Source organism: Paenibacillus sp. A3 (assembly GCF_001399685.1).
In the GTDB taxonomy this organism is placed as follows: domain Bacteria; phylum Bacillota; class Bacilli; order Paenibacillales; family NBRC-103111; genus Paenibacillus_G.
This window is the reverse complement of record NZ_JTHN01000006.1, coordinates 1-22145: the sequence shown is the minus strand read 5'-3', so window position 1 is coordinate 22145 and position 22145 is coordinate 1. Positions and strand designations below refer to the sequence as shown.

6 protein-coding genes are annotated in these 22145 nt (G+C 54.0%); 2 read left to right on the top strand and 4 right to left on the bottom strand.

The features are described from left to right. Positions 1–43: 43 nt before the first annotated feature. A complete protein-coding gene (locus QJ48_RS00405; RefSeq protein WP_054971695.1) occupies positions 44–1558 on the bottom strand; it encodes an aminotransferase class I/II-fold pyridoxal phosphate-dependent enzyme in 1515 nt (504 codons plus the stop codon). A 223-nt stretch (positions 1559–1781) separates the two neighbouring features. On the opposite strand from QJ48_RS00405, the gene QJ48_RS00400 reads away from it, so the two are divergent. Both QJ48_RS00400 and QJ48_RS00395 read left to right on the top strand, forming a co-directional pair. Then, the gene (locus QJ48_RS00400) at positions 1782–2636 is read left to right on the top strand and encodes a dihydrodipicolinate synthase family protein (RefSeq protein WP_054971694.1); all 855 of its coding nucleotides are present in this window, start codon (positions 1782–1784) and stop codon (positions 2634–2636) included. A 6-nt stretch (positions 2637–2642) separates the two neighbouring features. Beyond that, positions 2643–3305: a histidine phosphatase family protein gene (locus QJ48_RS00395; protein WP_237762763.1), complete on the top strand. Its 663-nt coding sequence runs from the start codon at positions 2643–2645 to the stop codon at positions 3303–3305. A 98-nt stretch (positions 3306–3403) separates the two neighbouring features. On the opposite strand, the gene QJ48_RS00390 is transcribed toward QJ48_RS00395, so the two are convergent. The 3 genes from QJ48_RS00390 to QJ48_RS00380 all read right to left on the bottom strand — a co-directional run bounded on the left by QJ48_RS00390 (position 3404) and on the right by QJ48_RS00380 (position 22142). After that, positions 3404–3886, bottom strand: coding sequence for an NUDIX hydrolase (locus QJ48_RS00390; RefSeq protein ID WP_054971692.1), 483 nt, complete (start codon positions 3884–3886; stop codon positions 3404–3406). A gap of 44 nt (positions 3887–3930) precedes the next feature. Beyond that, positions 3931–4326 carry a hypothetical protein gene (locus QJ48_RS00385; protein ID WP_054971691.1) on the bottom strand — a complete coding sequence of 132 codons (396 nt, stop codon included), beginning with the start codon at positions 4324–4326 and terminating at the stop codon, positions 3931–3933. A 761-nt stretch (positions 4327–5087) separates the two neighbouring features. Next, entirely contained in the window at positions 5088–22142 is a 17055-nt protein-coding gene (locus QJ48_RS00380) for a non-ribosomal peptide synthase/polyketide synthase (RefSeq protein ID WP_237762767.1), read from the bottom strand. Between the last annotated feature and the right edge of the window lie 3 nt (positions 22143–22145).

Below are 22145 nucleotides of genomic sequence, written 5' to 3'. Positions count from 1 at the left end.
CCCCTCAAAGATGATTTATTCGTTTCCGGCACCAATCCCCGCCTCAATCCGGAATGATGTACCCGGTACGCCTGCCCGGCGCCTTCTCTTGTTGCCGGGGAGCAGCGACAACTTTGACCTTTTGGATATCCGGATCTTCCGGTCCCTTTACCGGCAGGCTGGCTTCCACATGCCGTTTGATATAATCTACGATTTCCCGGGTGATGACCTGTCCAGGCATCAAGATCGGAATACCCGGGGGATATACGTATACGAATTCAGAGATAACACGCCCGCAGGCTTGTTCCAGCGCCGCCTCCTCCGTAGGAGCATAGAAAGCTTCTCTGGGCGTTAACCCAAAACGCGAAGCAGCAGGAATGACGGCGGCAGAAACCCGCTTGCTCCATTTTCCCTCACCAAGAAATGCATCTGACAAATGCCGCAAAGCCTGAACCAGCCGGTTGACTTCCTGCTCCGTATCGCCCAGTGTGATCAGGCACAAAATATTCGTTAGATCGCTCAGTTCAACCTCAAGCTTGTACGTTTCCCTTAACCACTGCTCCGCTGCGTACCCGGTCAGGTTCAGTTGTTCCAGATGAATGCAAAGTTTCGTCGGGTCATAACGAAACACGCCCCGCTTTTCGCATATTTCCTCCCCGTAGCAGTACAGTCCGGGAATCTCATTGATTTGACGCCGGGCTTCCTGGGCCAATCGGATGGTTTGCCCCGTTAAGGCTTGTCCATGCAGAGCCAGCTGTCTTCTGGCGGTATCAAGCGAAGCCAGCAGCAGATAAGAGGTCGAAGTTGTCGTAAGCATGCTCATGACCGTACGAATTCGCTTGATGCTTACCCGATCGCCTTTTACATTCAGAATCGAACTCTGCGTCATCGAGCCTCCCAGCTTATGGACACTGGTTGCAGCCATATCCGCACCTGCCTGCATCGCAGACATAGGCAGCTGTTCGTGAAAATGAAGCAGCGTCCCATGCGCCTCGTCAACCAGCACCGGAATGTTGCAGCTGTGAACAAGCTCGACCATCTGACGCAAATCAATGCTGGTCCCGTAATACGTCGGGTTGATGAGGAGCACGGCTTTCACATCCGGGTTTCTTGTTATGGCTTGCCGAATCGACTCCGTGGTTACGCCATGCTCGATGCCGAGCCGCTCATCCTTCTCCGGCTCCACCCACACGGGAATCGCTCCCGCAAAGATGACGGCAGACAAAATGGATTTATGCGCGTTGCGTGGAAGGATGATGGTATCGCCAGGGGAGCAGACGGACATAATCATCGTCATGATGGCCCCTGTAGTCCCTTGAACGGAAAATAACGTATGGTCCGCTCCGAAGGCGTCCGCCGCCAATTGCTCGGCCTCTCGAATCGGCCCCGTCGGCTGGTGGAGATCGTCGAGCGGAACGATATTGATCAGGTCTATGGACAAAGTATTATCACCCACAAAAGCCCGAAATTCCGGGTCTGCTCCTCTCCCTTTTTTGTGGCCCGGAATGTGGAATTGCAGCGGATCGTTGGCGACGTGCTGCATCAATGCCGTGAACAACGGCGTTTTGTGATGATCCATGTCCATCCTTCCTTTCAGTCGCGTTCTCCTAGTGGATCAAACCCGAATATAACGGCTATGCTTCGGCAAGTAACCATCCATTCCGCTTTTTTCTGCACCAACCGCTTCACCGGTCGAACCGGATTGGTACATGACTTCTCCAATTGGGTGGTTACTTTTGGGGAGAAATGCTTTACATTCATTAGCATGCATCGCATCGCGGGGAGAACGGAGGTGGAACGGTGTGCTTACAGAAGATACGTTACGCGGTGTGATGGTTCCTGTCGTTACGCCTTTTGACCACAGCGGGGAGCTGGATATCCGATCGTTTGAAGAACTGATTCGGCGTTTGGTGAGCAAGGGAATTCACGGATTGATCATCAATGGAACGATTGGGGAATCCCCAGTGCTTGAATCCCGCGAGTTCGAAATCCTTATCTCCGCTGCGCGCAATGCAATCGCAGCATCGCGAACCATCCCGCTGATTGTTGGAACAGGTGAAAGCAACACTTCTGCGGCCGTTAGAAGAACGGCGCAAGCCAAATCTCTTGGGGCAGATGCCGCTCTCGTTGCCGCGCCCGATTCCCATTTTCTATCGCAGCAAGCCGTCATCCGGCATTTTCAAGCTCTAGCCGAAGCGGACCTGCCCATTATTTTGTGCGATCCCCCTCATCGTGACGGGTTCGCGCTGGATTTGGAAACGGTAAAAGTCATTATGGGAATGGAGCATGTGATTGGACTGAAAGAGGGAACAGGCAAAATAAGGCGTATGTTTCGGCTGGCCCGGAGCATGTCCAAGCCGGTCTTATGCGGGGAGGATGAGCTTTTTTTCGCTTCTCTGTGCTGCGGCGCCAAAGGAGGAATTCTGGCAAGCGCCAACCTGGATAGCGAGCAGTTTGTACAGGTGTACGAGCTTTTCCGGGCAGGAAAAATAGACGATTCCTCTCAGTTGTTTCATCAGCTGCTGCCGCTTGTTCAATTTCTGTTCTCGGAGCCGACTCCCGCTCCATTGAAATGGCTCCTCACTCAGCGCGGATATATCCGCTCGGACCGACTTCGCAAGCATGCTCGCCTATTCCAAGGAAGCATGTGGAAATGATCCGGCATGCAGGCTCAAGACAACCAACACCATGAGGAGGCACTTTCCATCATGCAAACGACGTTGTATTTAACCCGGCACGGTCAAACGGAATGGAATTCGAAGAAGCAAATGCAAGGCCATCTGGATTCTCCTCTGACCGACTACGGGATGCGGCAAGCCGAATGGTTGAAGGAGCGCTTGGAGAATGTCCATTTCGATGCCATTTATTCCAGCTCCAGCCCAAGGGCATTCAACACTGCCCGAATTATCTCGGGAAATCGTCCGGTACCAGTCTCAACGATCGATTCGCTCAAAGAAATAAATATGGGACTGTGGGAAGGTCAGCAAATCGACCATATTCAACAGCAATATCCCATTCCGTACGATCATTTCTTTAATGAGCCGCATTTGTACCGTCCTACAGGTCATGGAGAAAGCTATTCGCAATTGCTCGAAAGAACGATCCCTGCACTTAACCATATTCTTGCAGAGCATAAAGGCCAGCAAGTGCTTATTGTAACTCACCGGATCACTTTAAAAGCCATCATGAGTTATTTTTTAGGTAAGCAGCTGCATGAGATTGGGGGCATGCCCGATATCCATCCGACTGCCCTATGCAAAATTATTATGAATGACGATGTTCCAAAAGTCGAATTGTATGGCGACACCTCTCACTACCGGGAATAATCCGGCCGGCCAAGCGCGCAAGAACATTTAAAATCAAGCGGCAGCGACCGGAACGTTTTTACTGCGTGTAAAAGCGGTATTCCCGGAAGCTGCTGACTTCATGATTCCTCGGTATTTATAATATGTTTAATTTCATTATCTTCGGATATGTTTTGTAAAAGTTGCTTTAATGCTCTTGGGTATATCTTCATGTTGTGTAATTCTTGCAGTTCAATCCATTTATAGACGATCCCTACTTCTTTTTCCAATCCAAAAAATTCTTCCGTACGAATCGTTATTTCCGCTTCCACGGATTTTACCAAATAATAGATCCCATGTTCGTGAAGATTTTTCTCGCCATAAGCATTGAAACTTTCAATGATCCATAGCAACCGGGCAGCTTTAACATTCAATCCTAACTCTTCGGCAAATTCCCGAATAACCGTCTTGCCCGTCTCCTCGTTAATTTCTCCTCTGCCACCAGGCAATACCCATGCATTGCCTTTCTTGGTCTTATGCAGCAATACTTTATTTTCCTTAATCAATACTCCGGCAACGCGAAGCAAAAACTCCTCATTCTGATTCTTTATGGTAATCGGCATTTTAACGTCCTTTCTTGTTTCCGGGTGGTCTGCCATTGATTTTACTAGAAACCGTATTCTTCGTTCGTTTCTGCGTCGCCTTCTTCGTGCAATGTCTTTAAAAATAATCCAAATGCTCCTAGATGATCTATATCTATTGTAATCACTAGATATCCATTAATTGTATTCGTCGCAAGCATAATTCCATCTATTCGCAAAAATTTCTCGAGTCTCTGTGTGTACTCCAATTGAAATGAATTCGATTCACGAATACTTAAATACTCCAAGAAATCTTCGAAGTTTAAAATCTGATGCAATTCCAAAATAACTTTATTTTTTGTTTCCTTGTAAAAAAGGGTACTAAGATTTATATGAAAACAAACTGTGCGATCGTCTAGAAGTTGTAATGCGGTAATCACAGCGTCATGGTAAATATACTTTAGGTGACGTTTACTTTTCATAAAGTACTCCCCCATTCATTTCGGTTATGTATTTAAATACGTTTGGACTTGGCGTAATGTTTAACCGCTCTTGTAACCGTTCCGAAATGAAAACAATCTCATGCTGTCTTGCGATGATACTTTCTTTATAATGTTTCTCGATATCTTCTAACATATCGGACTCTTTGTGATACCTGTCGAATCTTTCCAAAATATAAAATTCTTTAAGTGTAAGAAAGACAGAAAAAAGATCTCGAATATGATTTGCAACCAGCTTTACAGGATTGTCTCATCTACCTTCTCCGAGCAGATCGTGATGTCATTTTAATCCCACCTCATGATTTCAAGTATACGAGACTTGAACTTTCTTCAAAAGAAACTTGAATATTATTCAACTATAATTTCCTATATTGAAACAACTTCAAACAATGTTTGAAGTCAGAGTGTTGAGAAAGAGGTTTTTGACTGAAATAGAGTAACAAACGGAGGGTGGGGTATCTACTGGAGGAGCGATAGCGTTCGCCTTTGTCTGCGGGAAACATCCGCTACTAAGCGGCTTCAATCCAAGTTTCCCGCTGACAACAGCGATCGGAAGTAGATACCCCCCCCCCCTCGTACTCCTCTATTACTTCAATCGCCCACTTTCTCAACAAGCTCACTTCAAAAGAGTTCATAAGGGAAAAAAGCCGCTATCTGGCGATAGCGGCGCATTGAATTTTCAATCGGGTATAGGAGCTTCCGGTTGCCTTTCTATTTCATGGTTCTTTACGAACGAGTCGAACTCAGCTAAATTGAAGCTTCTCTTCGACGATGCTTTTTACTATGCGTTGAAGCACCTTCACGTTCTCCTCGACAAATCCGACATCGAGCAGCACATCGTGAGTTCCGATCACTTCGTATTCCGCATAGCCGTTCGGCGCAGCCTGCTGCCACAACAGCGCATCCTTGGGCCCTACAGCTCTAACTGTCGAGCCTTCCGCGACTAAGGCGTGGATGTTGGCTTGAACGGTTCCTTCGTTGATCAACTCGTTACGATACATCGTGTAAACGTGCATTTTATGTCGGACTCTCTCCCTGTCGGACGCATCCGATAAATAAGCTTTATACGTGTCGGATATGCTTTCCAGCACCGCCTCAACGAGAGCTTCCGTCTCTTCCGGCGAGGACTCGTCTCTGCTCGTCTTTCTCATCGAATCGACCATGATGATGTCCGATACTTGGTACCCGCGGCTTTCCATCGCCTTGGCCACTTCGAACGCAAGGTTGCCTCCGAGCGAGTATCCCAGGAACACGTATGGCCCGTTCTCTTGAATGCTTACAATGGAGTTGACATACTGCTCAAGCATCTCTTCGCCCTGAAAACGATCTCCTATAAATTCCATTCCATAGACGACGCAATGATGTTCGAGCTGTCTGGCCATTTCGTAATAAGCCAAGCCATAGCCGACCCTTGGCGGGAAGCAGAACACATTGATCGGGCCATGCTCATTCAACCGAATCGTGTCGCCCTCCGCATTGCCGTACCCTTCTCCAACCTTGTATTTAAACAGCTCTTGAGCCAAATCTTCAAGCGTCGGCAGCTTAAATACCACATGCAGAGGAACGTCGATGCCAATGTCGGTACGGACCTTTTGAATCAATTGAAGCACTTTTAAGGAATGGCCCCCCAGATCAAAGAAGTTCTCCTTCACTCCTACTTTATGAAGTCCCAGTACTTCTTGCCAAATCTGAGCCAGCTGCGATTCCATCGAAGTTCGCGGCGCGATGTACTCCGCTCCGGCCTGCACGCTTCCTTCCGGGGCCGGCAGCGCTTTGCGGTTCAGCTTCCCGTTAGGCGTCAACGGCATTTGCTCCAATTGGACAAAATAGGACGGAATCATGTAAACCGGCAGTTCCTCGGACAATGTGCTTCTCAGCTCGCTTGCCGTCATTTCCCGGTCCGCCACGACATATGCGCACAGCTGCTTCTGCCCGGACTCGTCCTCCCGTGCGATGACGACCGCTTCCTGAACGGCAGGCACCTTCAGAAGCTGTGCCTCCAGTTCGCCAAGCTCGATCCGGTAGCCGCGGATCTTGACTTGGTGGTCGATCCGGCCCAGGTACTCGATATTCCCGTCCGGGAGCCATCTGGCAAGGTCTCCGGTCCGATAAATCCGTTGTCCCGGGACGAACGGGTTCGGCACAAATTTCTCGGCCGTCAGCTCCGGTTGATTAAAGTACCCTCGGGCAACGCCTTCTCCCGAAATGCAAAGCTCTCCGGCTACGCCGATCGGCGACAAATGAGATGCGTTATCCATCATCCACACTTGCACATTTCCGTATGGTTTACCGATAGGCACGCTGGCCAGCTTGCCCGTCTCCGGACTTGTCGTATACCGGGTAGCATAGACCGTTGCTTCCGTAGGACCATAAATATTTTCCAATACGGCGCCCGGAGACAAGTTGTAGTAGTCTTGCACCAATTTTGCCGGCAGCGTCTCTCCGCAAGCGAACACATATTTCAGGTTTCGGATGCAATCGGCGCCGGTGTCCTTCATGTAATGAACCAACACGCTGAGCATGGAAGGCACAAGGTTCAAGTGGGTGATCCGATTATCCTCTACGGCCTTCAATAAGGCGGCCGGGTCTTTTTCCGCGCCTTGCGGCAAAATTACCAGCTTCCCTTGACCGAAAAACCAGCTGAACAGCTCGGGCACCGAGAAGTCGAACGTGAAAGTGGTCTTCAGCAGGAACGCATCGCCCGCGAGCAGCGGATATTCGCATTCCAATTGGCTCAAGGTATGAACAGCCGATTGATGCTCGACCATAACACCTTTCGGCTTACCGGTCGATCCAGACGTATAGATGACATACGCCAAATGATTCGGCCCCGCCGCGGGGTCCGGATTCGACCCGTTCCTGTCGTAAGCTTGCGGATCGTCCAGGTTCACCACTTTCCCGCCAAAGGCCGGATGTCCCGGCAGATGACCCTGGGTGAGCAAGATTTTCGCGCCCGAATCCTCCAGCATGTAGCGGATGCGGTCCTCCGGGAATTCCGGATCGATCGGCACGTACGCGCCGCCGGCTTTCCAGATGCCAAGGATGCCTACGATCATGTCCAGGGAACGCTCGACCATGATCCCCACGAGTTGATCCGGCTGCACTCCTTCGGCCCGCAAAGTCCGCGCCAGCCGGTTGGCCCGCTCGTTCAGCTCGGCATATGTCAGCTGCCGATCCTCGAATACGAGAGCCGTTCGGTCCGGCGTTCGCGCCGCCTGCTCCTCGAACACTTGATAGATCGTTTTCTCCCGCGGGTAATCAACTGCCGTATCGTTCCAGATGTTCAGGATCTGCGCTTTTTCCTGCGGAGTGATCAGCTCCAGCTCATCCACGCGGATGTTCGGATTGGCGGCAACCTGTTCCATGAGATGAACCAAATGCCCGTGAATCCGCTCTATGCTTGCCTGCTCGTAGACCGAAGCGTTATACCGATAGAATAGCTTCATGTCTTCGCCCGGCAAGACAAGCAGGTTGAAATCGTAGTTCGTCTGCTCGAACATCTCGAGGTCCACAATTTCCAACGGCGCCCGCTCGCCGCTTCCGACCTGTTCCACCTGACGCTCGAGCGGATAGTTTTCAAAGACCATGATATGCGAAATCAAATGATGCTTTTGTTCGCTCTGCGCTTGAATCTCATAGAGCGGATACGTATCGTAGGCGTGAGATGCCAAGTATTGCTCCTGGCGCTCTTTCATGACTTTGGCAAAGGTGTCGCCAGCCTCTGTACGCACCCGTACCGGGACCGCGTTAATAAACAAGCCGACCATGCTTTCGATTCCCGGGATTTCCGCCGGTCTTCCCGATACGACGCTGCCGAACACCACATCCCGGCTGCCGTTGTATCTTTGCAGCACGATTCCCCAGGCCGCTTGCATTAACGTATTGACCGTCACCTGATATTGTTTCGCCACAAGCTCCAGACGCTGAGTCAACCCCGGGTCCAGATCGTAGAGCAGCTTCTCGGAGACATAACCCTCCGTTTTTTCAGGGGACTCCGCTTTTCGCTGCGGCAGCACCGTCTGCTCTTCGTAGCCCTCCAAGTACCCGGTCCAATAGTTGGCCGCTTCTTCATGATTTTGTTGCTCCAGCCATTCCATATATCGGCTGTACGGCAAGACTGCGGCAAGATCTGGCTGCCTATGCTGCCGGATCGCAAAATAATGCTCGAACAGTTCCTGGATCACGAGAGGTAAGCTCCAACCGTCCATAATAATATGGTGGAAGCTCCATAGGAGCAGGAAGTCTTCTTCGCCTGTACGCAAAACCGTCATACGCAGCAGCGCATCTTGTGTCAGATCGAATCCTCTGACCTTGTCCGCACCAAGATAAGTCTCGATATGCTTCTCGCGCTGCGCCTCATTCGTCGCACGCAGATCTTCATAAGCTATGTCGATCTTCCGGCTTCGCAGGACGACTTGAACCGGCAGCTCGCTCCACCCGGTGTAAAAGCTTGTTCGCAAAATTGCATGGCGCTGCACCAACGCATCCCAACTGCGCGTAAAGTCCTCCAAATGGAAGGTTCCCCGCAGGTAGAACTTGGCTTGCTCAAAATACGCTACCGACTCCGGCTCCAGCAGGCTGTGGAACAGCATCCCCTTCTGCATCGGCGTCAGCTTGTACACATTCTCAATGTCGCCCAAGCGGCGGGTTTCTTCTACCAACTGCTCCAGTTTTTCGACGGTGAGTTCCTTTAGCAAGACGTCGCTAGGCGTTAGCTCCGCATGCTCTTTCGTCACGCAATGCTGAACGACCTCTAGAAGACTCGCGCGGACGAGATCGCCGAACCGCTCCATCGTTTCGCTGCGGTATTCTTTGCCGCTATAGCTGATCGTCAGCGATAGCTTGCCTTCGGATATCATACCGTTGATCCCCAGCGTATACGACTGAGGCGTCCGTTCGCCCACCTCCGCGCCGGTCGAATAAGGTGAGACTTGCAGTCCGCTGCTGTGCAGGTCCTGATCGAACTGCCCCAGATAGTTGAAGCTGATTTCCGGCTTCGTTTCAATCGGGACGCCCTCCGTCGAAGCGGACAAATAGTTCAAGATGCCGTAGCCGATTCCTTTGTGCGGAATTTGCCGCAGACCTTCCTTCACCCGCTTGATTCGGCGCGACACGTTCAGTTCGGCTCCCATCTCCAATACGACCGGATACTGGCTTGTAAACCATCCCACGGTGCGGGTAATATCGATGTCCGGAAGGATCGCTTCCCGTCCATGCCCTTCCAGATTGACCAGAACCTGCTCGATGCCGGTCCACTTGTGAACCGCCATGCCCAGCGCGGTTAGCAGCAAGTCGTTCATTTCCGTGTTGTACGCGCGGTGCGCTTGCTTCAGCAGCTGCTCCGTTTCCCGCTCGGTCCATTGGACCGTAACGGCTTGGCTGTCCCGGATCAAAGCGTTCGCCTGAACGTAGTCCTTCGGCAGCGGACTCGGACCAACCTCTTCAATCTGCTGCCAATAACTCCGTTCGCGTTCAGCCGCAGAACTATTCGCGTAAAGCGACAGCTGCTGTGCCCAGAGCTGGAAGGAATCCGTTTTTTGCGGAAGCCGGATCGTTTGCCCGCTCGCCGCTTGTTCGTAGCCGGCAGCGAGATCCTCGAATAAGATCCGCCACGATACCCCGTCAACCGCCAAGTGATGAATGGCAATCAGCAGATGGTCGCCATCCGCGCAGCGGAACAATCCCAGTTTCATCAGCGGCCCGTCGCTCAAGCTGATGCCGCTTTGGATTTCCGACGCTTTCGCTTCCACCGCGGCAGCGCAATCCGCGTCCCCTTTGAAATCGAAGATATCCAAGCTGTAGAGCTCGCCTTCGTCTACCCGGCGGTTCCATGCTTCGATGCCATGTTCCGTCTGGCGAAAAACAAGGCGCAGCGCGTCATGATGCTCGGCGATGGCGCGGATCGCCTGACGAAGTGCCGTTTCGTCGAAGCCCTCCTCACGGTACAGCATGACCGCCTGATTGAAATGATGCGGATCGGCAAGCCGCTGCTCGAAGAACCAGTGTTGAATCGGCGTCAGTTTTGTCGGCCCGGCCACTTCTCCTTGTTCCGCGATCCGGCTGGCCGTTTCGATATGCGGGCTTAGCTCGGCGATGGTCGGATACTTGAACAAATCCTTCATTTTCAGCTTATGTCCCGTTTGAAGCAGTCTCGACGAAACCTGAATCGCTTTGATCGAGTCGCCTCCAAGGTCGAAGAAATTGTTCCGCACGCCGATCCGCGGATGACCCAATACGCTTTCCCACACGGAAGCCAGCGTCCGTTCTATCGCGGTCTGCGGCGCCGCGTATTCCGCCCCCGTCATGCTTTCTTCCGGGGCAGGCAGCGCTTTGCGATCAAGCTTCCCGTTCGGCGTCAGCGGCATTTGTTCCAATTGGACAAAATACGACGGGACCATATAGCCGGGCAGCTCTTCAGCCAGCGCCGTGCGAAGCTCGCCAGGCGTCAGCAGCCGGTCGGCCGTCAAGTACGCGCACAAAACCTTGTGCCCGCTGCTGTCCTCACGCGCGATGACGATGGCTTCCTTCACGGATGCCACGTTCAGAAGCTGAGCTTCCACCTCGCCAAGCTCAATCCGGTACCCGCGGATTTTGACCTGATGGTCGATCCGGCCCAAGTATTCGATATTGCCGTCCGGCAGCCAGCGGGCCAAATCCCCGGTCCGGTACATCCGCTCTCCGGGTTCGAACGGATTGTCCACGAATTTTTCGGCCGTCAGCTCAGGACGGTTCAAGTAGCCTCGGGCCACGCCGTCCCCGGCAATGTACATTTCGCCCGGCACGCCCGGCGGCACAGGGTTCCGCTGCTCGTCAAGCAAATAAATGCTCACATTGGCCGCAGGCACACCAATCGGCACCGATTCGCGCGTGTCCCGCACGGGATCGTACAAGTAAATCATGCAGCCGACGACCGTTTCGGTCGGACCGTATTCGTTGAAAATTTGCACTTGCCCGTTAAACTGCTCCATGATGCTTTTCGCCAGATTCGTGCTGAGATTTTCGCCGCCAACAATGAATTTCCGGATTCTTGATCCGCTTGGCAGCTTCATCTCTTTGATCAGGCTGAGATGCGTCGGCGTCAGCTTAACGATGTCCACTTGATTTTCTTCGACGATACGCTGAATGAGCATCGCCTTGTCCTCTCCGTCGTAGATGCGGATCGTGTTCCCCGTAATTAACGGAGTGAACACCGACGTTACCGTCAAATCGAAGGAAATCGACGAGTACAACGGGAAGTCGAGCTTTTCGCCGGCGACATATACGTCCTTGGCCCACCAAATATAGTTGACCAGGCCTTGCTGCGTGATCATGGTTCCTTTCGGCAGCCCCGTCGTGCCCGAGGTGTAGATGAGATAAACCAGTTCCTCCGGCTGCACGGGCCATCCCGGATTCGAACCGTCTTGGGCATACGCTTGCGGATCGTTCAGATCGACAAGCTTGCCGGCGAAGGAAACGCGTTCCCGTAAATGGCTTTGCGTGAGCAGCAGCTTCGCGCCCGAATCCTCCAAAATGTACCCGATGCGCTCCTCCGGATATTCCGGATCGATCGGCACATACGCACCACCCGCTTTTATAATCCCGAGAATCCCGACGATCATTTCCAAGGAACGTTCGACCATAAGGCCGACCAGTTGTTCCGACTGAACACCTTCGGCGCGCAGCGTGCGCGCAAGCCGGTTCGCCTGTTCGTTCAATTCCTTGTACGTGAGTCGGCTTTCTTCGTAAATCGCCGCGATACGTTCCGGCGTCCGTTTCACCTGTTCCTCGAACAACTGATGAATCGCCTTCTCCCGCGGGTACTCGACCTTGTGGCCGGCCCAATCGAGCAATTGCGCTTTCTCTTGTGGCGTTACCAGCTCCAGCTCATCCACACGAATGTTCGGATTGTCCGCAACCTGTTCAATGATTCGCATGAGATGTCCGCGGATTCGTTCGACGCTGGTCCGCTCGTAGACGCAAGCATTGTAACGGAAGCTTACGCGGAGCGCATCGCCCGGAATAACAATCAGGTTGAAATCATAGTTGGTTTGCTCGAACATGGCGAAATCCGTAAGCTCAATCGCTTCGCCCTCGCCGCTTCCCGTCTGCTCCACCTGCTGCTCGACAGGATAGTTTTCAAATACCATGATATGGCTGATCAAATCCTGCTTCTGTTCGGTTTTCCCCTGAATCTCATAGAGCGGATACGTATCGTACGCATGCGAGGCCAAGGAATCCTTCTGGGTTCGTACCATCACTTCCATGAAGGTCTCGCCTTCCTCCGCTTGGACCCGTACCGGGATCGTGTTAATAAACAAACCGATCATGCTTTCAATGCCCGGTATTTCGGCCGGTCTTCCGGATACGACGCCTCCGAAAACGACATCCCGATGGCCGTTATAGCATTGCAGGGCAATTCCCCATGCCGTCTGCAGCAGCGTGTTGACCGTAACCTGATGACGTTTCGCCACGAGGTCGATTCGCCGGGTCAAGTCCTGGCCCCAATCGCAAACGAGCTCTTCCAATACATAGGCTTCCGCCTTGCCTTGAGGTTTCCCTTCCGGCACGATCGTTTGGTGTTCATAGCCTTCCAAATAGCGGCTCCAGTAATCGGAAGCTTCAGCATCGTCTTGCCGCTCCAACCATTCGATGTACCGGCTGTACGGCTGAGCCTCGACAAGCTCCGGCTGACGTTTCCGGCGGATGGCGGAATAGTGCTCGAACAGTTCCCCGGTAATGAGCGGAATGCACCAGCCGTCCATAATGATATGGTGGAAGCTCCACAGCACCCGGTAGCTCTCTTCTCCCGTATGCAGAACCGTTACGCGCATCAGCGCATCCCGGGCAAGATCGAAGCCTCTCGCCTTGTCTTCGGCAGCGTACGTTTCGAGGTAAGCCTGCCGCTCGGCGTCATTCATTTGGCGCAGATCTTTATACGCAAATTCGATGCTCTTCGAGCGGAAGACCACTTGTACCGGCAAATCTCCCCAACCGCTGTAAAAGTTCGTCCGCAGGATGGCATGTCTTTGCGCCAAGGCATCGAAGCTGTGCGCGAACGCTTCCGTATCCAGGCTGCCCCGCAGTCCAAACTCCGCTTGCTCGAAATACGATACCGAGCCCGGCTCCATCAAGCTGTGGAACAGCATTCCCTTCTGCATCGGCGTGAGCTTGTACACATCCTCAATCTCGCCCACGTGCCGGGTTTGCTCTACCAGCTGCTCCAACTGCTCCATCGTGAGTCCCTTCAGCAAGACGTCGCTAGGCGTCAATTCCGACCGTTCCTTCGTGATGCAGTGCATGATGACTTTCTGCAGGCTAGCCTGGATGATACCGGCCAAGCGCTCGATCGTTTCTTGGCGGTATTCCTTGCAGTTGTAGCTAATCGTCAGCGCCAGCGCGCCTTCGGAAATCATGCCGTTGATATCCAGCGCATAGTTCTGCACCGTCTGTCCGCTTAGCGCTTCGCCGATCGAATACGGTGAGAGCTGCAGCGCATTGCTTTGCAGGTCCTGATCGAACTGGCCGAGGTAATTAAAGCTGATTTCCGGCTCGATGTTCCATTGGACGCCCTCGGAAGAAGCCGACAAATAGTTCAGGATGCCGTAGCCGATCCCCTTATGCGGAATTTGGCGCAGCCCTTCCTTCACCCGCTTGATCCGGCGCGCGATCTCCCGATCCGCTCCCATCTCCAGCACGATCGGATATTGGCTTGTAAACCATCCCACGGTGCGGGTGATGTCGATGTCCGGAACGATCGGCTCCCGGCCGTGTCCTTCCAGGTTCACCAGAACTTTCTCGATACCGGACCACTCGTGAATCGCCATCCCTAAAGCAGTTAACAACAGGTCGTTCATTTCCGTGTTATACGCACGGTGCGCTTGCTTGAGCAGTTGCTCCGTTTCCTGTTCGCTCCATTGGACCGTGACGGATTCGACATCCCTGAGCAGCGAGCTGTCCTGCGCTTGGTCCTTCGGCAGCGTAACCGCATCAACCGCTGCAATCTCCTGCCAGTAGGCGCGTTCGCGTTCCATGGCCGCACTTTCCGCATAAAGCGACAGCCGCTCCGCCCAGAGCTGGAACGAGTCCGTTTTTTGCGGAAGCTGAATGGCTTGTCCTCTTGCGGCTTGCTCGTACCCGGCTGCAAAATCCTCGAACAAAATGCGCCACGATACCCCGTCAACTGCCAAATGGTGAATGACGATCAGCAGATGATCCCCGTCGGCGCAGCGGAACAATCCCAGCTTCATCAGCGGCCCTTCGCTCAGGTCGATGCCGCTTTGGATTTCGTTCGCCTTGGTTTCAAGCGCCGCGGCACAGTCCTCTTCGTTCTTGAAATCGAAAATATCCATGGTGAAAAGCTCGCCTTCGTCCACTCCGCGGTTCCATGCTTCGATGCCATGGTCCGTCCGGCGGAAGACCAGACGCAACGCGTCGTGATGTTCGGCCAACCTGGTCATCAACGCGCGAAGCGCCTCTTCCTCAAAGCCATCCTCCCGGTACAGCATGACGGCATGGTTATAATGATGCGGAGCCGCTGTCTGGCGCTCGAAGAACCAATGTTGGATCGGCGTCAGCTTGGTCGCTCCGGTCACTTCCCCTTGCTCGGCGATTCGGCTGACCGCTTGGATATGCGGGCTTAGCTCGGCGATCGTCGGATACTTGAACAAATCTTTCATTTCCAGCTTGTAGCCCGCCTGGAACAGCCTCGAAGAGACCTGGATCGATTTGATCGAGTCGCCGCCAAGATCGAAGAAGTTGTCGCGAATCCCGACCCGCGTGGCGCCCAGAACGCCTTCCCAAACCGAAGCCAGAGTTTGTTCCACGGCCGTCCGCGGCGCGGCATACTCCGCTCCCGTCTGCACGCTTCCTTCCGGGGCCGGCAGCGCTTTGCGGTCCAGCTTCCCGTTCGGCGTACGCGGCATCCGCTCCAGCTGCACGAAGTAGGACGGGATCATGTAGCCTGGCAGCTCTTGCGCCAGCGCTCCCCGCAGCCCGCTTACCGTCAGCTCCGTATCCGCTACGAAGTAGGCGCACAAATATTTTTGCCCGCTAACGTCTTCGCGCGCAAGCACGATCACCTCTTGTACGGACGCCACATTTAAGAGCTTGGCTTCCACCTCTCCCAGCTCAATCCGGTACCCGCGAATTTTGACCTGATGGTCGATGCGGCCCAAATATTCCATCGTGCCGTCCGGCAGCCAGCGGGCCAAGTCTCCGCTCTTATACATCCGATCCCCGGTCACGAACGGGTTATCCACGAATCGCTCCGCGGTTAAATCCGGGCGATTCAAGTAGCCGCGCGCCAGCCCGTCTCCGGCCACGTACAGCTCCCCGGCAATCCCAATCGGCTGCGGATGACGCTGCTCGTCCAAAATATAGAGGCTCAACGTCGGAATCGCTGTCCCGATGTTGCTTGTACCCTCTTCGATTTCCGTTTCCGTAATTTCTTTATACGTGGCATGCACGGTCGTTTCGGTGATTCCATACATGTTGATCAGTTGGACATGCGGGTACTTCGTTCTCCATTCTTTCAATAAAGCCGGGCTTAGCGCCTCCCCGCCGAAGATGATCTGTCTCAGCTTCAGTTCCTTGCCGTCATGGCTCAGCTCTTCCTGCAGCAGCTGATAGAAATACGTCGGCGTCTGGTTCAAAATGGTAACCTGCTGCGCTTTCAGCAATTGCAGGAATTGCTGCGGATTTTTCGCGGTCAAGGAAGGCACAACGACCAATTTGCCTCCGTAGAGCAATGCTCCGTACATTTCCCATACCGAGAAATCGAAGCAGAACGAATGAAATAACGTCCACGTGTCCGCAGGCCCGAAATCAAACAGGTTCCGGTCGTTAAACAAGAGGCGGACTACGTTTTTATGCTCGATCAACGTGCCTTTCGGCTTGCCTGTCGTTCCCGACGTATAGATCACATAAGCCAGATGGTTCGGTCCGACCGCTGTGCCCAGGTTTGATGCGTCCTCATGGTACGCGGCGGAGTTATGCAAGTCCACGACCTTTCCGTCAAAGAACGCCCGTTCCATCAAATGGGTCTGAGTCAGCAGCATCCCGGCACCCGAGTCTTCCAGTACATAGCGAATCCGTTCTTCCGGATATTCCGGGTCCACCGGCACATACGCGCCGCCGGCTTTCAGAATGGCGAGCATCCCCACGATCATTTCGAGGGAACGGTCGGCCATAATGCCTACCAGTTGATCGGATTTCACCCCTTCGGCGCTTAACGTTCTCGCCAGCTGGTTCGCCCGTTCGTTCAGCTCCCGGTACGTGAGCTCGCTTCGCTCGGATACGACGGCCACCAGATCCGGCGTTCGCTCCGCCTGTTCCTCGAACAACCGATGAATCGTTTTATCCCGGGGGTAATCCGCCTTGCACTCGCCCCATAGCTCCAAAATTTGCGTTTTCTCCTGCGGCGTGATGATCTCGATGGACGACAGCAGGGTCTGCGGCTCCTCCGTGACGATATCGATCACCTGCATGAAATGCTTCGCCATCCGGTCTACGGATTCTTGCTTATACAGCACACTCGCATATTCGAGGCTGCATACGAGTTCGCCCGCTTCCTCCGACACTGTCAGCATCAAGTCGAACTTCGCCACCGGATGCCGATGTTCGTACGGTTTAAACTGCAAACCTTCGATTTCTTGCGCCCCTTGCTCCATATTCTGCAGCACAAGCATCGTGTCGAACAACGGGTTGCGGCTCAAGTCGCGCTTCAGATTCAGCTTATCGATCAGCATTTCGAACGGATAGTCTTGATGTTCATACGCTTTTAACGCCGTTTCCTTCACTTCCTGCACGTAGTCTTGGAACGTCTTCTCTCCTGCCGGGTAATTGCGTATCGCCAGTGTATTGACGAACATCCCGATCAGGCTTCCCAAGTCGGCATGCCGCCTGCCCGCAATCGGAGAGCCGACCGTAACGTCTTCTTGACCTGTATATTTATGCAGCAAGGTTGTATAAGCTGCCAATAATACCATGTACAAGGTAGATCCCGTTTGCGCCGCAAGCTGCTTCAGCGCGTCGCTTCGATGTTGGCCGAGGGAAAACTCCATCCGGTCCCCTTCAAAGCTGCGCACCGCCGGTCTTAACTCATCGGTCGGCAGACCGAGCACCGGAAGCTCCCCGCGAAAGACATCGAGCCAATACTCTTCCTGCTTGCTCATCCGTTCGCTTTGAGCTTCCGCTTGCTGCCATGCCGCGTAATCCTTGTACTGAATTCGCAGCGGCGGCAGCTCCGCTCCCTCGTATAGCCGGATAAACTCCTCGACAAGAATGCTCATGGACACGCCGTCGGAAATAATATGATGCATGTCAAACAGCAGCAGATGGCGGTCTTTCTCCAGCCCGATCAATCCCACGCGCAGCAGCGGCGGCTTCGCCAGATCAAACGCCCGCACGAAGCTGCGGATGCGCTCTTCGGCTTCCTCTTCTCCCGTCTGGGCATAATCTACCGCAAACGCTACCTCCGGGTGCACCCGCTGCACCGGCTCGCCGTTCACCGTCTCGAAACCAGTACGCAGCGTTTCGTGACGCCGGATCAACTGCCGGAACGCTTCCTCCAGCCGCTCCCGGTCCAGCGCCCCTTCGACCGTCATGACGCCCGGCATGTTGTAGCCGACTTCCCCGCCCTCCAGTTGGCTCAAAATGTACAGCCGCTTCTGGGCTGAAGAAACCGGATAATACGGCCGCTCCTCGATGACCGGGATGGAGGCGTAAGCCATGTTCTCCCGCTCTTCTAGCAATTGCGCCATTTCCTCAATCGTCGGATATTGGAACGCTTCCCGCAGGGAGATCTCCCCGCTCATCTCTTTTTGAATCCGGGATACCAGCAATGTCGCCCGTAAAGAATGGCCTCCGATGTCGAAGAAGTTGTCTTTCACCCCAACTTGCGGTAGCCCCAACACCTCCTGCCAGATTTGCGCGAGCTGCGCTTCCGCCGGCGTTCTTGGAGCCGCGAGTTCCGTACCTGCGTGCAAGTCCGCCTCCGGCGCAGGCAGCGCCTTACGGTCGACTTTGCCATTCTTCGTCAGCGGCATCCGCTCGAGCTGTACAAAGTAGGACGGGATCATATACTCCGGCAGCTCTTGAGAGAGCGCGGCTCTGAGCTCACCCGCCGTCAGGGTTCGGTCCGCCACGAAGTACGCGCCCAATCGCTTATGCCCGGTCTCGTCTTCATGTGCGATCGCAACGGCTTCCTGCACCGCCTCCGTTTTCAGGAGATGCGCCTCCACCTCGCCAAGCTCGATCCGATAGCCGCGAATCTTCACTTGGGCGTCGATCCGGCTGATATATTCGATGCTTCCATCCTCCAGCCATTTTACCAGATCCCCGGTCCGGTACATCCTGCCGCCCGGCGCCAACGGGGAATAAATGAATCTCTCGTCCGTCAGCTCCGGATAGTTCAAATAGCCTCGGGCCAAGCCATCCCCGGCAATATACAATTCTCCGGGAATACCTGCCGGCAGCAGACGTTGATCGCGATCCAAGACATAAACGGACGTATTGCTGATCGGCTTGCCGATGGGCACGGTATCCGCCTTCTCGTCCATATCGTCGACTCGGTGGTAGGTAGCAAATACGGTGCTTTCCGTCGGTCCGTAGACATGGATCAACCGGCCGGGGCCAAGACGCGCAAACGCTTTTCGCACATGGCCTGCCGATACCTTCTCCCCGCCGAACAGCAAGGCTTCCAGCGTTTCGAAGCAATCGACGTCGATGTCCACCAGCGTATTGAAAAGGGCGGTCGTCATGAAACATTTCGTGATCCGCTGCGTGCGCAGCACACGCGACAGCTCCCGAGCGTCCATCACCTCATCGCGAGTGATCAGCACAAGGGAAGCTCCGTTCAGCAGCGCTCCGTAAATGTCGAACGTTGAACCGTCGAACGAGAAGCTGGATAACTGCAGAATCCGGTCTTTTGCCGCGAACCCGATGTAGTTCGTTTCCTTGACCACGCGGCTGATGTTGTAATGCATCGTCAAGTTGCCTTTCGGCTTGCCTGTAGAACCGGAAGTGTAGATGATGCATGCCAGCGCCTCGGAGCCATGAACCGGCGTAAGGTTGTCTTTGCCTCCCTGATACATCTGCCGGTCCGTTAAATCCAGTACAAGCCCGGTAAATTGTACCTTCTTCTGCACTTGCGGCTGGGTCAGCAGCAGCTTCGCGCCCGAATCCTCCAGCATATAACGGATGCGCTCCTCCGGATATTCCGGATCGATCGGCACATAAGCTCCTCCAGCTTTCAAGATGCCGAAGATCCCGACAATCATCTCCAAGGAACGCTCCACCATAAGGCCGACAGGCTGATCCGGCTCTACGCCTTCGGTCCGCAGCGTGCGTGCCAACCCGTTGGCCCGTTCGTTCAGCTCGCCATACGTCAGCTGTTCGTCCCCGAATATCACCGCCACGGCATCCGGCGTACGCTCCACCTGCTCCTCGAACAGTTGCTGAAGCGTCTTGTCCTTCGGATAACGGGTCGTTGTATCGTCCCATACTTGCCGCATCTGCGCTTTTTCTTGCGGCGTGATCAGCTCCAGCTCGCTTAATCGCACTTGCGGGTTGTTCGCGATTTGTTCCAGCATATGAACCAAATGTCCCTGAATCCGTTCGATGCTTGCCCGATCATAAACGAGCGCATTGTAACGGAAAACAATCTTGAACGATTCGCCCGGCATGACAATCAGGTTAAAATCATAGTTCGTCTGCTCAAACAATTCGGCGTCCGTAATCTCAAACGCAGCTTGCTCGCCGCTTCCCAACTGCTGTATCTGCTGTTCGACAGGATAGTTTTCGAACACCATAATATGCGTGATCAAATTTTGCTTTTGCCCCGTTTGCGCTTGAATCTCGTAGAGCGGATACGTATCGTACGCATGCGAAGCCAAATACCGCTCCTGATGCTTTTTGACCGCTTCCGCGAAAGTTGCATGCTCTTCCGTCCGGACACGTACCGGGATCGTATTAATGAAGAGCCCGATCATGCTTTCGATGCCCGGTATTTCCGTCGGCCTTCCCGATACGACGCTTCCGAAGACGACGTCCCGCTGACCGTTGTATTTCTGAAGCACAATCCCCCATACCGCTTGCATCAACGTGCTGACCGTCACTTGATGCTGCTTCGCCATGCGTTCTATACGCTGGGTCAGGCCTTTGTCGAGATCATAAACGAACTGCTCCGAAACATGGCCTTTCGCCTTGCCGGAAGTGTTGGCTAACGGCAGCGTCGTATGCTGTTCATAGTCTTCCAGATACTCGCGCCAATACCGGGAGGCTTCATCGTCATTTTGCCGATCGAGCCATTCGATGTACTGGCTGTACGGCAAAGCCAAGGCAAGCTCTGGTTGTTTTTGCTGCATGACGGCCGCATAGTGCTCGAATACTTCCCGGGTAATGAGAGGGATGCACCAGCCGTCCATAATAATATGGTGGAAACTCCACAGCAGCCGGTAAGCTTCTTCCCCCGTGCGCAGGATCGACACGCGCAGCAGCGCATCCCGGGCCAGATCGAATCCTCTGGCTTTATCCTCGGCGGCGTACGCCTCAATATACGCCTCCCGCTGCGCCTCGTCCATTCCGCGCAAATCCTCATAGACAAATCCGCTCTTTTTGTCGCGATAGACGATCTGCACCGGCAGGTCCTTCCAACCGCTGTAAAAGTTTGTCCGCAAGGCGGCGTGTCTTTGCACCAAGGCGTCTAAACTTTTAGCGAAAGCTTCCACATCAAAGGTTCCCCGCAGATCGAACGTCGCTTGTTCGAAGTACGATCCCGAATCGGGCTCCAGGAGGCTGTGGAACAGCATGCCTTTCTGCATCGGCGTCAGCTTGTATACATTCTCGATTTCGCCAAGGTGTCCCGTCTGTTCCACTAGCTCATCCAGTTCTTCAACGGTCAGCCCCTTCAGCAGAACGTCGCTCGGGGTCAGTTCCGCCCGTTCCTTCGTTACGCAATGCTGAATGATCTTTTGAAGGCTTGCCCGGAATAGTCCGGAGAATCGCTCGATCGTTTCTTGGCGATACTCCTTGCCGTTATAGCCGATGGTCAGCGTCAGCGCTCCTCCGGAGATCATCCCGTTGATATCCAGCGCATAATGCCGCTCCGCGCTTTCGCTTGCCGCCGTACCGGTCGAATAAGGCGAGATTTGCAGCGCATTCGCTTGCAGGTCTTGGTCGAATTGGCCCAGATAGTTGAAGCTGATGTCCGGCCTTACTTCCAAGGAGCCTTCCTCTTCCGGTGCAGACAAATAGTTCAGAATGCCATAGCCGATTCCTTTATGCGGAATTTGGCGCAGACCTTCCTTCACCCGCTTGATTCGGCGCGATACGTCCCGGTCCGCCCCCATGTCCAAGACGATCGGATATTGGCTCGTAAACCAACCTACGGTACGGGTGATGTCGATGTCGGGAATAATCGGCTCCCGGCCGTGTCCTTCCAGATTGACCAGCACGTGCCCGATTCCGGTCCACGTGTGAATCGCCATCCCCAAGGCGGTCAGCAGCAGATCGTTCATCTCCGTGTTATACGCCCGATGCGCCTGTTTCAACAGCTGTTCCGTTTCCTCCGGGGTCCACTGGATCGTTATAGTTTTACTATCCCGAACCAAAGCTTGCTCCAGTGCGTCATCCTTCGGCAGCGGCGCTGCGTCCGCCTGCCGGAGCTGCTGCCAGTACGCCCGCTCGCTTTCCATCGCCGGACTGTTCGCATAAATCGAGAGTTGCTGCGCCCAGAGCTGGAAGGAATCCGTTTTTTGCGGAAGCCGGATGGCTTGCCCGCTTACCGCTTGTTCATAACCGGAGGCACGATCCTCGAACAAAAT

Coding starts and splice junctions, on each gene's coding strand:
- QJ48_RS00395 (WP_237762763.1), top strand. CDS start 2,643: ATGCAGGCTCAAGACAACCAACACCATGAGGAGGCACTTTCCATCATG.
- QJ48_RS00385 (WP_054971691.1), bottom strand. CDS start 4,326: ATGAAAAGTAAACGTCACCTAAAGTATATTTACCATGACGCTGTGATT.
- QJ48_RS00390 (WP_054971692.1), bottom strand. CDS start 3,886: ATGCCGATTACCATAAAGAATCAGAATGAGGAGTTTTTGCTTCGCGTT.
- QJ48_RS00405 (WP_054971695.1), bottom strand. CDS start 1,558: ATGGATCATCACAAAACGCCGTTGTTCACGGCATTGATGCAGCACGTC.